At 68.5% G+C, this 13851-nt stretch carries 12 protein-coding genes; 6 read left to right on the top strand and 6 right to left on the bottom strand.

What is annotated here, in order from left to right:
• Position 1: 1 nt before the first annotated feature.
• Together IV112_RS01980 and IV112_RS01975 are read right to left on the bottom strand one after the other, a co-directional pair.
• Entirely contained in the window at positions 2-1000 is a 999-nt protein-coding gene (locus IV112_RS01980; RefSeq protein ID WP_304000765.1) for an efflux RND transporter periplasmic adaptor subunit, read from the bottom strand.
• Positions 997-1623 carry a TetR/AcrR family transcriptional regulator gene (locus tag IV112_RS01975; protein ID WP_304000764.1) on the bottom strand — a complete coding sequence of 209 codons (627 nt, stop codon included), beginning with the start codon at positions 1621-1623 and terminating at the stop codon, positions 997-999. The genes IV112_RS01980 and IV112_RS01975 overlap by 4 nt, the downstream gene beginning before the upstream one ends.
• A 241-nt stretch (positions 1624-1864) precedes the next feature.
• On the opposite strand from IV112_RS01975, the gene gcvT reads away from it, so the two are divergent.
• The 4 genes from gcvT to IV112_RS01955 all read left to right on the top strand — a co-directional run bounded on the left by gcvT (position 1865) and on the right by IV112_RS01955 (position 9325).
• On the top strand, positions 1865-2980 hold the full coding sequence (gene gcvT / locus IV112_RS01970; RefSeq protein ID WP_304000763.1) for a glycine cleavage system aminomethyltransferase GcvT: 1116 nt from the start codon (positions 1865-1867) through the stop codon (positions 2978-2980).
• 129 nt (positions 2981-3109) lie between these two features.
• Entirely contained in the window at positions 3110-6007 is a 2898-nt protein-coding gene (gene gcvP / locus IV112_RS01965) for an aminomethyl-transferring glycine dehydrogenase (protein WP_304000762.1), read from the top strand.
• A 165-nt stretch (positions 6008-6172) separates the two neighbouring features.
• The gene (locus tag IV112_RS01960) at positions 6173-7750 is read left to right on the top strand and encodes a choice-of-anchor I family protein (RefSeq protein ID WP_304000761.1); all 1578 of its coding nucleotides are present in this window, start codon (positions 6173-6175) and stop codon (positions 7748-7750) included.
• Between the two features lie 354 nt (positions 7751-8104).
• Positions 8105-9325 carry an NAD(P)H-dependent flavin oxidoreductase gene (locus IV112_RS01955; RefSeq protein ID WP_304000760.1) on the top strand — a complete coding sequence of 407 codons (1221 nt, stop codon included), beginning with the start codon at positions 8105-8107 and terminating at the stop codon, positions 9323-9325.
• Here the strand turns inward: IV112_RS01955 and IV112_RS01950 are convergent.
• The 4 genes from IV112_RS01950 to IV112_RS01935 form a co-directional block, all read right to left on the bottom strand.
• Positions 9306-9722 (bottom strand): DUF6691 family protein, encoded by a 417-nt coding sequence (locus tag IV112_RS01950; protein ID WP_304000759.1) that lies wholly within the window; start codon positions 9720-9722, stop codon positions 9306-9308. The genes IV112_RS01955 and IV112_RS01950 overlap by 20 nt on opposite strands.
• Positions 9723-9724: 2 nt before the next feature.
• Positions 9725-10159: a YeeE/YedE family protein gene (locus IV112_RS01945; RefSeq protein WP_304000758.1), complete on the bottom strand. Its 435-nt coding sequence runs from the start codon at positions 10157-10159 to the stop codon at positions 9725-9727.
• Entirely contained in the window at positions 10156-10485 is a 330-nt protein-coding gene (locus IV112_RS01940) for an ArsR/SmtB family transcription factor (protein WP_304000756.1), read from the bottom strand. Before IV112_RS01940 ends, IV112_RS01945 begins: the two co-directional genes overlap by 4 nt.
• A gap of 67 nt (positions 10486-10552) precedes the next feature.
• Positions 10553-10987, bottom strand: coding sequence for a YciI family protein (locus IV112_RS01935; protein ID WP_304000755.1), 435 nt, complete (start codon positions 10985-10987; stop codon positions 10553-10555).
• A 154-nt stretch (positions 10988-11141) separates the two neighbouring features.
• Between IV112_RS01935 and IV112_RS01930 the strand changes: the two genes are divergently transcribed.
• Both IV112_RS01930 and IV112_RS01925 read left to right on the top strand, forming a co-directional pair.
• On the top strand, positions 11142-11915 hold the full coding sequence (locus tag IV112_RS01930) for an MOSC domain-containing protein (RefSeq protein ID WP_304000754.1): 774 nt from the start codon (positions 11142-11144) through the stop codon (positions 11913-11915).
• A gap of 98 nt (positions 11916-12013) precedes the next feature.
• The gene (locus IV112_RS01925) at positions 12014-13849 is read left to right on the top strand and encodes a putative nucleotidyltransferase substrate binding domain-containing protein (protein ID WP_304000752.1); all 1836 of its coding nucleotides are present in this window, start codon (positions 12014-12016) and stop codon (positions 13847-13849) included.
• Positions 13850-13851: the final 2 nt, after the last annotated feature.

Raw genomic sequence — 13851 nt, 5'->3', positions numbered from 1 at the left:
TTCATTTCAGCGACTGTCCGTCGACCAGGCTGTTGCGGCCGTCGACCGCGATGCGCGTGTCGGCCGGCAGGTCGGTGCGCGCCGGTCGGCCCTCCTGCGCGCCGTCCAGCGGCACGAAGCGGGCGCTGCCTTCGCGCATGACGAACACGCCGAGCGCCGCACCGCGCCGCACCAGCAGTTCGCCCGGCACGTGCGGCGCCGGGTCCTGCCACACCAGTCGCCCCTCGGCGCCCGAGGGTGCACGCTCTCCGGTGAAGACGGCGCGCACCTCGTGCGTACGGGTGGCGTCGTCGATCGCCGGCGAAACGCGGGCGATGCGCAGCGGCTGGCGGCCGGCGGGCGATACGAATGCGAGTTCGCGTGCGGCGCGCAGCGCGTCGAGATCGCGCGGCGCCACGCGTGCCGACACCTCCACCTTCCGTGCGTCGTCCAGCGTCATCAGCAGCGTGCCGACGCCGGCCAGCGAGCCGGCCGAAGCCTCGCGCGTGCGCACCACCGCGTCATAGGGCGCACGCAGCACGCATTTGTCGACATTGCGCCGCGCGAGGTCGACCGCGTTGGCGGCGACGGCCACATCGGCGCGCACCACTTCGACTTCGGTCTCGCGCTGCGTCAGCGCCTCCGGCGAAACGAAGTTCTGGTCACGCAAGGCGCGCGTGCGACGCAATTGCGCGTCGGCCTGCGCCAGTCGTGCCTGCGCCGCCTGCAACTGCGCCTGCGCACGCTCCAGTGCGAGCTGGTAGTCGCGCGCATCGAGCCGCACCAGCACCTGGCCTTTCTTCACGTGCTCGCCCGGCTCGGCGTGCGTGGACGCCACGCGCGCGCTCAGTTCGGCGGCGAGCTGGGTGCGGTTGAGCGCCACCGCCTGCGCCGGTGCATCGCGCTGCGGATAGGTGGCGATTTCGGACAGCGGCTTGAAGCCGACGGCGGGCGGCGTCTGCGCCGACGCCGGCAGGACCGGCAGCAGCGCGGCGAAGCAGAACGCAAACAGCTTGGTCATGTGAGCAGGGCCTGAATGGAGAATTCGATGCGGAAACGGATATCGTCGGCTTCGGAAGCGCCGCAACAGGCATCGGCAATCGAACCGAAGGAATGTTTCATCAGCACGTACAGCAGCAGCGGCGCCATCACCGCATCGACGGTGCGTGCGTCGCCGGGCGAGCGGAACTCGCCGCGCGCGTGTCCGTAGTCGATCGCCCGCGCGACCAGCGCGCAGCCGCGCTGCATCACTTCGCGGTGGTACAGCTCGGCGATGTCGGGAAAATTGCGCGCTTCGGCGACCATCAGCTTGGGCAGGCCGCCGAGCGGCGTCTCGCCGATCAGCTGCCACCAGCCGGCCAGCAGCTGGCGCATCAGGTCGGGGCCGCTGCCGGCCCAGCCGGCCACCAGCGCCTCGCCCTCGGCCAGCGCCGGCACCAGACCCTCACGCACGACCGCGGCAAACAGCGCCTGCTTGGAATCGAAGTAGAGGTAGAGCGTGCCCTTGGACACCCCGGCCGCGTGCGCCACGTCCTCCAGCCGGGTGGCGGCGTAGCCGTGCTCGACGAACAGGTCGAGCGCGCAGCGTATCAGCGCCGCCGGATCGACCAGCGCCGGCCGCCCGCGGCGAGCCGCGACGCTCATCGTGTGCGCACCGGGAAAGTGGCGGAAAGGCGTGTTGTCACGGCGTGCAGGACATCCGGTTTTTAATGACCGAATGTTCAGTTAATAACTTTCCGTCGTCAAGGTGCAACATCGGCGTCGTCGACGCGTCGACCACTGTTGTTGCATGGCATCATGCGCGCCCTTGCCCGCCCACCCGGCGAGCGGGACTCAAGCCATGCGCAGGTCACCCTCCGACCGCACGGCAGGAAAGGATCCAACGATGGACACCCCGAACACCGCGGCGCTGCGCCGCACACCGTTTCATCCGCTGCATCTGGCCGCGGGCGCCAAGATGGTTGCCTTCGCCGGCTGGGACATGCCCATCCAGTACGCCCCGGGCATCCTGCAGGAACACCTCCATACGCGCGCCCACGCCGGCCTGTTCGACGTGTCCCACATGGGGCAGATCGAGGTCAGCGGCCCCGGCGCCTGCGCCTGGCTGGAATCGCTGACCACCGCCGACCTCGTCGCGCTGCCCGACGGCCGCCAGACCTACTCGCTGTTGCCCAACACCGCCGGCGGCCTGATCGACGACCTGATGATCCAGCGCATGGGCGACACCTTCCATGTGGTCTGCAACGCGTCGCGCCTCGACGACGTGCTCGCCCAGTTCGACGCCCATCCGCCGGGTAACGACTGCAGCTGGCGCCTGCGCGACGACCGCGTGCTGCTCGCGCTGCAGGGCCCGGAAGCCGAAGCGGTGCTGCAGCCCTACGGCGACCTGACCGGCATGCGCTTCCTCGACGTGCGCGAATTCAACGACGGCGCGCGGGTCAGCCGCAGCGGCTACACCGGCGAAGACGGCTTCGAGATTTCGCTGCCGGCCGGAACCGGTCCCACCTTCGCCGAGCGCCTGCTCGAACACCCGCACGTGCGCTGGATCGGCCTCGGCGCGCGCGACACGCTGCGACTGGAGGCCGGCATGTGCCTCTACGGTAACGACATCGACGCGACGACGACGCCGGTATCGGCAGCCATAGGCTGGGCGGTCGCACCGGCACGCCGTGCCGGTGGCGTGCGTGCCGGCGGTTTCCCGGGCGCGGCGGTCATCCTCGGCGAATTCGCCGCACCGCCGGCGCGGGTGCGCGTCGGCCTGCTGCCGGAGGGCCGCGCGCCGCAGCGTGCCGGCGCCGCGGTGGTCGACGCCGACGGCCGTCAGATCGGCGTCATCAGCAGCGGCAACCACAGCCCGACGCTGGGCCGGCCGATCGCGATGGCCTATATCGAGCGCGCCGCGAAACTGGCTGGCACGCCGCTGTTCATCGAATCGCGCGGGCAGAAGGTGCCGGCCGCACTCGCCAACATGCCCTTCGTGCCGAACCGCTACAGGCGCTGACGCCCGACCGCACACAGCGACGCTTCTTTTTTCTGCTGAACCTCGACTCCGGTCAGACGTCGACATGACGCGAGACCGGTACCTTCACCAAAGGACCGCCAGAAGCGGCCCGGAAAGGACTGTTGAACCATGGACAAGCGTCCCTCCCTCGAAGCGCTGGAAGACCGCGGCGACTTCATCCGCCGTCACATCGGCCCCGACGAACGCGATCTCGCCGTCATGCTGGCTGCGCTCGACGTGGCCAGCCTGGACGAACTGATCGCCCAGACCATTCCGGCCGACATCCAGCTCGACGCGCCGCTGAACCTGCCGGCGCCGCGCTCCGAGCGCGTGGTCGATGACGCGCTGCGTCGCATGTTCGCGCGCAACGAACTGCACACCAGCCTGATCGGCATGGGCTATTACGACACCATCACGCCCAATGTCATCAAGCGCAACGTGCTCGAGAACCCGGGCTGGTACACCGCCTACACGCCTTACCAGGCCGAGATTTCGCAGGGACGACTCGAAGCGCTGCTGAACTTCCAGCAGATGGTGATCGACCTGACCGGCCTGCCGGTCGCCAACGCCTCGCTGCTCGATGAAGCCACCGCCGCCGCCGAAGCGATGACGATGGCGCACCGCATTTCGAAGGTGAAGTCGCCGCGTTTCATCGTCGATGCCGACACCCACCCGCAGACGCTGGCGGTGGTGCGTACGCGTGCCGAGCCGCTGGGCATCGAGGTGGTGCAATGCGATCCGTGGGCCGGCATCGACGGCGAGTACTTCGGCGTGCTGCTGAGCTATCCCGGCTCCAGCGGCCGCCTGCGCGATCCGTCACCGGTGCTGGCTGCGGCGCGCGCCGCCGGTGCGCTGTCGGCGGTGGCGGCCGACCCGCTGGCGCTGGTGCTGCTGAAGGAACCGGGTGCCGAAGGCATGGGTGCGGACATCGTGTTCGGCAGCGCCCAGCGCTTCGGCGTACCGATGGGTTACGGCGGCCCGCACGCCGCCTTCTTTGCCTGCCGCGACGAACACAAGCGGCAGATGCCGGGCCGCATCATCGGCGTATCGACCGACGCCAACGGCCGGCCGGCGCTGCGCATGGCGCTGCAGACGCGCGAACAGCACATCCGCCGCGAGAAGGCGAACAGCAATATCTGCACGGCGCAGGTACTGCTCGCGGTCATCGCGTCGTTCTACGCGGTCTATCACGGCCCCAAAGGCCTGCGCACCATCGCCGAGCGGGTGCACCGGATGGCCGTGCTGTTTGCGCAGGGCCTGCGCGAACTGGGCTTCGACGTCGTGCATGAGCGCTTCTTCGACACCGTGCAGGTGCGCGTGCCGGGCATCGCCCGCCGCATCGCCGCGCGGGCGCGCGAAGCCGGCTTCAACCTGCACGTGATCGACGCCGACCACCTGTCGGCGGCCTTCGACGAAACCTCGCGCCGCAGCGAGCTGAAACGCGTGCTCGCCACCTTCGCCACCCGTGCCGACAGCGTGCTCGATCTGGCCGAAATGGACGCCCGCGTCGCCGACTGCATCCCGGCGGAGCTGCGCCGCGAGTCGGCCATCCTGACCCACCCGGTGTTCCAGCGCTATCACTCGGAAACCGAAATGATGCGCTACATGCGCCGGCTGGCCGCGCGCGACATCGCGCTCGACCGGGCGATGATTCCGCTCGGCTCGTGCACGATGAAGTTGAATTCGACCACCGAAATGACGCCGGTCACCTACCGGCTGTTCGCCGCGCTCCACCCCTTCGTGCCGCTGGAGCAGGCGCAGGGCTACCAGCAGCTGTTCGAGGAACTGGAAGAGCGGCTGTGCGAGATCACCGGCTTCGCCGCGATGTCCTTCCAGCCAAATGCGGGCTCTCAGGGCGAATACGCCGGCCTGCTGGTGATACGCAAGTACCACCAGACACGCGGCCAGGGTCACCGCAATGTATGCCTGATCCCGGCGTCGGCGCACGGCACCAACCCGGCGAGCGCAGTGCTGGCCGGCATGGAAGTGGTCGTCGTCGCCTGCGACACGCTGGGCAATGTCGACTTCGCCGACCTGAAGGCCAAGGCGGAACAGCATGCCGACCGGCTGGCCGCGCTGATGATGACCTACCCGTCCACGCACGGCGTGTTCGAGGAAGGCGTACGCGACATCTGCGCGCTGATCCACGCGCACGGCGGCCAGGTCTACATGGATGGCGCCAACATGAACGCGATGGTCGGCCTGGTGCGTCCGGGCGACATCGGCTTCGACGTGTGCCACCTGAACCTGCACAAGACCTTCTGCATCCCGCACGGCGGCGGTGGCCCGGGCATGGGTCCGATCGGCGTCGCACCGCACCTCGCGCCCTTCCTGCCGGACCATCCGGTAGTGCAGGGCGTGAATCCGGTGGCGGGCCCGGCCGGCACCATCGGTGCGGTGTCAGCCGCACCCTGGGGCTCGGCCAGCATCCTGCCCATCGTGTGGGCCTATATCGCGCTGATGGGCGCGGCCGGCCTGAAGCGCGCAACTCAGGTGGCGATACTCAATGCCAACTACATTGCGCAAAAGCTGTCGCCGCACTACCCGGTGCTCTACACCGGCAAGCACGGCCGCGTCGCCCACGAGTGCATCGTCGATCTGCGACCGCTGAAGGACACGAGCGGCGTCACCGTCGAGGACGTGGCAAAGCGGCTGATGGACTACGGCTTCCACGCACCCACCGTGTCCTTCCCGGTGCCCGGCACGCTGATGATCGAACCGACCGAGAGCGAGAACCGCGCCGAGATCGACCGCTTCTGCGACGCGATGATCCAGATTCGCGCCGAGATCGCCGACATCGAAGCCGGCCGCGCCGACCGCGAGAACAATCTGCTCAAGCACGCGCCGCACACGCACGAGCTGCTGATCGCCGATGAATGGACACGGCCCTACAGCCGTCGTGCCGCGTTCTTCCCGACCGAATCGGTGGATCGCGACAAGTACTGGCCGCCGGTCGCGCGCGTCGACAACGTCGCCGGCGACCGCAACCTGGTGTGCACCTGCCCGCCGCTGTCGGAGTACCGCTAGTCCTCGTCCGCGACGGACAGTCGATCGGGTGCCGCCCGGCCTGCGGGGCGGCACCCGATTGCAAAACTGTGTCATGTCATCGCGGCGTAACCTTGTCGAAACATCCTGTTGCTGTGATTGCGCGTCCGCAAGACGCGTTTCGCCCAACAACAACAGGAGTTCGTCATGGTCAGAAAAATCACCGCCGCGGCCATCGCCGCGCTGTTCGTTCCGGTCGCCCAGGCAGCCGATGCCGTCAGCTGGGAAAAGCTGTGGACCTTCACCCACGGCGCCGCGACCAGCGTCGCCGGGCAGACCTCGGAAATCGTCGCCTTCGACAGCCTCAACAACGAACTGTGGGTGGCCGGCCTGAAGGGCATCGACATCCTGAGTGCATCGACCGGCAGCTTCGTGCAGCACATCGACACCACGGCCTGGGGTGAGCTGAACAGCGTCGCCGTGCGCAACGGCGTGGCCGCCTTCGCCATCGCGGCACCGGTCAAGACCGCCGCCGGCACCGTGCTCACCTTCGACACGACCAGCCGCAGCATGCTGAACAGCTACTCGGTCGGCGCCCTGCCGGACATGGTCACCTTCACGCCGGACGGTCGCATCATGACCGCCAACGAAGGCGAACCGCTGCCGCTGACCGCCTCCACCACGCAGGAGGCACGCGGCTCGATCAGCATCATCGACACCACGCGCGATGCGGTCACGACGCTGGGCTTCAGCGCCTACGACGGCACCAGCGGTCTCGGCCGCATCGTCACGCCGGGCAGCAAGCCCTCGCTCGACTGGGAACCCGAATACATCGCAGTGGCGAAGGACGGCAAGAGCGCCATGGTGACGCTGCAGGAAGCGAACGCGGTGGCGATGATCGATCTGACGACGAACTCGATCACCAGCGTGAAGTCGCTCGGCCTGAAGGACTTCAGCCTGCCGCAGAACGCGATCGACACCTCGGACCGCGACGGCCCGGCCAATACGGCGCTGACCGGCAATTACCGCACGGTGCCGGTCAAGGGCATGTACATGCCGGATGCCATCGCCGCCTACAGCAGCGGCGGCAAGACCTATTACGTCACCGCCAACGAAGGCGACTCGCGCAACCTCGACGACGCGATCCCCGGCGCCTTCAACGAGGAGATCCGCGTCGGCTCCGGCAGCTACGTGCTCGACCCGACCGTGTTTCCGAACGCGGCCGACCTGAAGAAGAATGCCAACCTGGGCCGCCTGACGGTCACGACCTCCGGCGGCGACCTCGACGGCGACGGCGACTACGACGAAATTCACACCTTCGGCGGCCGCTCCTTCTCCATCCTGGACGAGAACGGCAACCAGGTCTTCGACAGCGGCAACCAGCTCGAAGCACTTCTGCTGGCACAGTTCCCGGCGCTGATCGACGACGGCCGCAGCGACAACAAGGGCGTCGAGCCGGAGGGCGTGACGCTGCTGGAGATCGGCGACCGCACACTGGCCTTCATCGGTTTCGAACGTTCGCTGCAGAGCGTGATCGCGATCTACGACGTGACCGACCCGACCGCCGCCACCTTCCTCGACTTCATCGTCGACGCCGACTCGCTGTCGCCGGAAGGCCTGAGCGCCTTCGAGTACGACGGCAAGCTCTTCCTCGCGGTGGCCAACGAAGTGTCCGGCACGACCTCGATGTTCTCGATCAGCGCGGTACCGGAACCGGAAACCTACGCCATGCTGCTGGCCGGCCTCGGCATGATCGGCCTCGCCGCGAAGCGTCGCATGCGCTGATCGCCAGGCGCCCCGAGTCGCGGCCTCGACCGCGACTCGGCCGCGACTCGGCCGCTGCAGTCCGCAGTCAGGCCGCCGTCGGGGTCAAGACCCCTCCCACAAAACCCTGGCTCTGGCCGCGGATTTGGCGCGATCCCTGTGGGAGCGGCCTTGGCCGCGACGCGGCCGCTGCAATCCGCAGGCTTCGATTCAGGCCGCAGTCGGGGTCAGAAGGCCCCTCCCACAGAACCCTCCCCCGAGCCCGGGCCGCGGGTCTGGCGCACTTTACGGATGGGAGCGGTGCTTGACCTTGCTCAAGCCGGCGCCGCCGACGGCCGGCTATGGTGTCGCCCACACTCCGCCGGTCCGTACACCATGATGCTTTCCCCTTCCGAAGTTTCCGCCGTCACGTCGGCGGTCAGCCCGCATGCCGAGCAGTTCGCGCGCAGCGGCCTGCGGCCGCTGAAGCTCGGCGGCCGCACGCTGCTGCCCATCGTGCAGGGCGGCATGGGCGTCGGCGTGTCGGCACACCGGCTGGCAGGCACCGTGGCACAGCAGGGGGGTGTCGGCACCATTTCGTCGGTGGACCTGCGCCGTCATCACCCGGACCTGATGGAACGCACGCGCGGCCTGCGCGGTGAAGACGCCAAACAGCAGATCAACGCCGCCAACGTCGAAGCCCTGCAGCGCGAGATTGCGGCCGCGAAGGAAATTTCGGGCGGTCGCGGCATGCTGGCGGTGAACGTGATGCGTGCCGTCAGTGCCTACGCCGAACATGTGAAGACCGCGCTGCAGGCCGGCATTGACGCCATCGTCGTCGGCGCCGGCCTGCCGCTGGATCTGCCGGAACTGGCGCGCGAATACCCGAAGGCGGCGCTCATCCCCATCCTGTCCGACGCGCGCGGCGTGCAGCTCATCGTGCGCAAGTGGGAACGCAAGCAACGCGCGCCTGACGCCGTGGTGCTCGAACATCCGGGCTGGGCCGCCGGCCACCTCGGCGCGGCCAAGGTCGAAGACACCAGCGACCCGCGCTTCGATTTCGAACGCGTGGTGCCGGAAACGCTGGAAGTGCTGCACAAGGCCGGCCTCGAGGGCAAAGTGCCGGTCATCGTCGCCGGTGGCCTGCGCACGCACGAAGACATCCGTCGCATGCAGGCGCTGGGCGCCTCGGCGGTGCAGTTTGGCACTTCGTTCGCGGTGACCGAGGAATGTGACGCCGACGACGCCTTCAAGCACGTGCTGGCCGAGGCGCGCGATGAGGATCTGGTCGAATTCACCAGCGTGGCCGGTCTGCCGGCGCGCGCGGTGCGCACGCCCTGGCTGCAGAAATACCTGTCGCTGCTCGACAGGACTCAGGCGGTGGCGCATGCCAAGTCGCGCTGCGCCAAGAGCTTCGACTGCCTCGCCCAGTGCGGGCTGCGCGACGGCCTGATCGGCTGGGGCCAGTTCTGCATTGATCACCAGCTGGCCGCCGCGCTGAAGGGTGACCTGAAGACCGGCCTCTTCTTCCGCGGCCGCGGCGCCCTGCCCTTTGGCAACCAGATCCGCAGCGTGCGCGCGCTGTTCGACTACCTGCTCACGCCCGTGGCCGCGTAAGCCAGGCGTGGATCGCCATGCCGGCGATCATTGCCAGCACGAACACCACGGCCGGCGCCGAACCGGTACCCAGCGACACCAGCGCCGGACCCGGGCAGTAGCCGGCAAGCCCCCAGCCGACACCGAAGGTCAGACTGCCCAGCACCAGCGGAGCATCGATCTGCGTGGCGCTGGGCAGCGCCAGCGCGCAACCGGCCCAGGCGGTGCTGCGCTTCCTGGCGATCGTGAAGGCGGGCAAGGCGGCGCCGATGGCCCCGGCCATGACCAGCGCCAGCGACGGATCCCAGTTCCCGGCCAGATCCAGAAAACCGACCACCTTGGTCGGGTTGGCCATGCCGGACAGCAGCAGGCCGAGGCCGAACAACAGCCCGGCAACGAGTGCGATCAGCGCTTGCATGTTCAGGCTCCCAGCAGGTGACGGACGACGTAGACGGTGGCGAAACCGGCGCCCATGAAAGCCAGCGTGGCCACCAGCGAGCGCGGCGACAGGCGCGACAGGCCGCACACGCCGTGGCCGCTGGTGCAACCCGAGCCGTAGCGCGTGCCGATGCCGACCAGCAGTCCGGCGACGACCAGCAGCCCGCCACCGGCCACCGGCTGCGCCTCGGGCAGCACAGCGAACAGCCGCCACAGCAAGGGCGCGACCAGCAATCCACCGAGGAAAGCCAGGCGCCAGGTCGTGTCCGGACCACCCGGCCTGAGCAGACCGCCGACGATGCCGCTGATGCCGGCCACCCGCCCGCTGCCCAGTATCAGCAAGGCGGCCGACAGGCCGATCAGCACGCCGCCGGCCAGCGAACTCCAGGGTGTGAAGGCATCCCAGGCGATGGTCATCGTGTGTCTCCGTGGTTCGTGGTGTCCGCGCAGAAGCGCGCGTGCAGGGTCTGCATGACCGCCAGTGCGTCGTCGCTGGCGATGCGGTAGTGGATGTACTTGCCGTCGCGCCGCGTATCGACCAGACCTTCGCGCCGCAGCACACCCAGCTGCTGCGACAGCGTCGGCTGGACGATGCCCAGCGCCTGTTCCAGTTCGCCCACCGTGTGTTCGCGCTCGGCCAGCCGGCACAGCAGCACCAGCCGGTCTTCGTGCGCCAGCACGCGCAGCAGCGCGCAGGCGCGCGAAGCCGAAACGCGCAGATCGTCGAGCGTGGGTGTGTCCATGGCCAACAATATATCGTCAGATATATTGTTTTTCAACAGAATGTCGGGTTCGGACCTGCGCCGGTACTCAGCCGCCGGGCAGGTTGCGCTCGATCTGCTCGCGCAGTCGGTCTTCCTGCGCGCGCAGTTCGGGCGTCATCGCGTCGCCGAAGTCGTCGGCTTCGAAAATCTGCCGGATCTCGATTTCCGACTCGCCCGGCATCGGGTTGGGACAGCGCTTCACCCAGTCGATAGCCTCCTGCAGCGAGGCGCACCGCCAGATCCAGAAGCCGGCGATCAGCTCCCTGGTTTCCGCGAAGGGGCCATCGGTGACGGTTCTCGCCGCCCCCGAGAAGCGCACGCGCGCCCCGCGCGAACTCGGGTGCAGCCCTTCGCCGCCCAGCATGACACCGGCCTTTACCAGTTCCTCGTTGAAGCGGCCCATCTCGGTCAGCAGCGCCTCGTCCGGCATCACGCCCGCCTCGCTGTTCGCGTCGGCCTTGATCAGCACCATGAATCGCATGTCGGTCTCTCCTGCAAGTGAGTAAGGGGTATGTCCGGACGACGAAGCAGACGCGCAGGAATCGACAACGCCGGTGCATCCGGTGAACGACTTATTGCCGGTGTCGGCCGGCGCCCCGAGCATCCGCTCATTCCTCACTTCCCCGGGCACCGCCATGATCACGCTCCGTCAGCTCTACCGCTACCCCGTAAAGGGCCTTTCCGCCGAACCGCTCGCCCGCGTCGAACTGCGCGCCGGCGAGGGCATGCCGCTGGACCGCCTGTACGCGCTCACCAACGGCAGCTGGGACTTCGATGCCGGCAGCTATCAGCCACGTCCAAAGACTGACTTCATCGCGCTGATGGACCACCCGGCCCTGGCTGCCCTGACCACCCATCTCGACGACGACGCGCGCCGCCTCACCGTGCGCACGCCGGACGGTCGCACGCTGCAGGTCGACCTCGACGACAGCGCCGCCTGCGCCCGCTTCGCCGATTTCGTTGCCCGCCACCTGGGCGCCCGCTTCGAAGGCCCGCCCACGCTCGTCGCTGGCGAAGGCTTCCGCTTCACCGACGTGAGCGTGCTGTCGCACGGCATGATGAATGCAGTGTCGCTGATCAACCTCGCCACGGTGCGCCGCATCGGCGAGGAATGGGGCGTGGACATCGACCCGATGCGCTTTCGCGCCAACCTCTACATCGACGGCGCGGAGCCGTGGGCGGAAGCGGGTTGGCTCGACCGCGAACTGACGATCGGCAACGTGCGCCTGAAGGCGGTCATGCGCACCCCGCGCTGCGCCGCCACCGGCGTGAACCCGCTCACGGCGGAGCGCGACATGACCATTCCGGCGACCATGATGGAGCGCTACGGACATCGCGATCTCGGCGTGTATCTGGAGGTGGTGGCTGGCGGCGCGATCGAACCCGGCGCGGAAGTACGCGTGAGTTAGTCCCGGCCGCCGTCGCGGGGCTTGCGTGTAGTCAAGGCGGCGACGACGATTGCAGGCATGCTTGCATTACCTGCCCTGCCTGCGGAGCCCCGAACGCGATGACCGATTCCCCCGACGCTCGCCTGCGCACCGCGCTGTCGACGCAGCGCGCCCTTGCCTTGCTGGATGACGGCGCCCGCGAGGCGCTGGCCGCCGCCGCCCGTGTCGTCGCCTTCGACGGCGAGGCGGCGGTCGATGCCGACGCGCTCTACCTGCTGCTCGACGGCCACATCGACCTGATCGACGCCGACCACGGCGGCCGCGTCGCGCTCGCGCCGGGCGAACTGTTCGGTTACGGCACCGCCGCCCGCGTACCGGAACCGTGGACGGTGCGCGCCGACCGCGGTGCCACGGTCGCCCGCTTTGCCGCTGCCGACATCGACGCCGCCTGCGCCGCCCATCCGGCGCTGCGCGCCTTCATCGTGCCGGGTGGCAGCCCCGGCACCACCTCGCGCAGCAGCGATCCACACCTGAATCTGATGACCACGCCGGTGCGGGCACTGGTCAAGCGCGCACCGATCACGCTGGCGCCGGACACCGCCATACGCGCGGCGGCGCAGCTGATGCGCGAACAACGCGTGTCCTCGGTGCTCATCGTCGACCAAGCCGGCCATCTGTACGGCCTGGTGACCGACCGCGACCTGCGCAACCGCGCCGTCGCCCAGGGGCTGGACATCGACCGTCCGGTGATCGACATCGCCACCGTCGCACCGATGACGATGGACGTGCGCAAGCCCGCCTTCGACGCACTGCTGCTGATGGCGCGCCACAACATCCACCACGTGCCGGTGATGGACGGCGATCGCGTGGCCGGCATGATCACCGCCACCGACCTGACCGAACAGCACAGCACTTCTGCCGTCTACCTGGCCGGCGACATCTACAAGCAGACCACGGTCGAGGGCCTGGCTGCCGCCGCCTCGCGCGTGCGCCAGCTGCAGCAGAATCTGGCCGCTGCCGGCGCCACTGCCTACAGCACCGGCCACATCATCACCGCGGTGACCGACGCCATCACCTGCCGGCTGGTGCAGCTGGCCGAAGCGAAGTTCGGCCCGGCGCCGGTGGACTACGTGTGGGTGGCCGCCGGCTCACAGGCGCGCAGCGAACAGACGGCCAAGTCGGACCAGGACAACTGTCTCGTGATCGACGACAGCTACGACGCTGCCATGCACGGCGACTATTTCAAGGCCTTCGCCACCTGGGTGTGCGACGGCCTGGACGCCTGCGGCTACATCCACTGCCCGGGCGAAATGATGGCGATGACCGACCAGTGGCGGCAGCCCAAGGCGCGCTGGATGCAGTACTTCCGCAAATGGGTGGACCAGCCGGAGCCGAAGGCGCTCATGCTCACCTGCGTGTTCTTCGACCTGCGCGCCATCTACGGCAAGACCGCGCTGCTCGACGAACTGCGCCGCGACGTGCTCGCACACACGCGCGACAACCGCATCTTCCTCGCATACATGGTGGGCAATGCACTGAGCCACACGCCGCCACTGGGCCTGTTCCGAAGCCTGTCGACGATACGCAGCGGCGACAACAAGGGCACGCTGGACCTCAAGCACAACGGCATCGTGCCGGTGGTCGACCTGGCGCGCGTCTATGCACTGGCCGGCGGCCACGACGCGGTCAACACGCACGACCGGCTGGCCGTCGCCGCCGCCAGCGGCGAGATCAGCGAACAGGCCGCACGCGACCTGCGCGACGCGCTGGAATTCATCGCCACGCTGCGCATCCAGCACCAGGCCCGCCAACTCGCCGCCGGCCTGAACGCTGACAACTTCCTGCGCCCGGACGAACTGTCGAACTTCGAACGCAGCCAGCTGAAGGACGCCTTCAGCGTCGTGCAGTCGCTGCAGAACGTGCTGGGGCAGCGCTATCAGGCGGGGCGGTTCTGACG

It is taken from the genome of Methyloversatilis discipulorum, from assembly GCF_018780585.1.
GTDB classification, from domain to species: domain Bacteria; phylum Pseudomonadota; class Gammaproteobacteria; order Burkholderiales; family Rhodocyclaceae; genus Methyloversatilis; species Methyloversatilis discipulorum_B.
This window is presented reverse-complemented; position numbering and strand designations above follow the sequence as displayed.

Bases quoted from the DNA above. Each gene is read 5' to 3' on its own strand.
- IV112_RS01925 (WP_304000752.1), top strand. From the start codon at position 12,014: ATGACCGATTCCCCCGACGCTCGCCTGCGCACCGCGCTGTCGACGCAG.
- IV112_RS01950 (WP_304000759.1), bottom strand. From the start codon at position 9,722: ATGCAAGCGCTGATCGCACTCGTTGCCGGGCTGTTGTTCGGCCTCGGC.
- IV112_RS01955 (WP_304000760.1), top strand. From the start codon at position 8,105: ATGATGCTTTCCCCTTCCGAAGTTTCCGCCGTCACGTCGGCGGTCAGC.
- gcvP (WP_304000762.1), top strand. From the start codon at position 3,110: ATGGACAAGCGTCCCTCCCTCGAAGCGCTGGAAGACCGCGGCGACTTC.
- IV112_RS01945 (WP_304000758.1), bottom strand. From the start codon at position 10,159: ATGACCATCGCCTGGGATGCCTTCACACCCTGGAGTTCGCTGGCCGGC.
- IV112_RS01935 (WP_304000755.1), bottom strand. From the start codon at position 10,987: ATGCGATTCATGGTGCTGATCAAGGCCGACGCGAACAGCGAGGCGGGC.
- IV112_RS01940 (WP_304000756.1), bottom strand. From the start codon at position 10,485: ATGGACACACCCACGCTCGACGATCTGCGCGTTTCGGCTTCGCGCGCC.
- gcvT (WP_304000763.1), top strand. From the start codon at position 1,865: ATGGACACCCCGAACACCGCGGCGCTGCGCCGCACACCGTTTCATCCG.
- IV112_RS01975 (WP_304000764.1), bottom strand. From the start codon at position 1,623: ATGAGCGTCGCGGCTCGCCGCGGGCGGCCGGCGCTGGTCGATCCGGCG.
- IV112_RS01930 (WP_304000754.1), top strand. From the start codon at position 11,142: ATGATCACGCTCCGTCAGCTCTACCGCTACCCCGTAAAGGGCCTTTCC.
- IV112_RS01980 (WP_304000765.1), bottom strand. From the start codon at position 1,000: ATGACCAAGCTGTTTGCGTTCTGCTTCGCCGCGCTGCTGCCGGTCCTG.
- IV112_RS01960 (WP_304000761.1), top strand. From the start codon at position 6,173: ATGGTCAGAAAAATCACCGCCGCGGCCATCGCCGCGCTGTTCGTTCCG.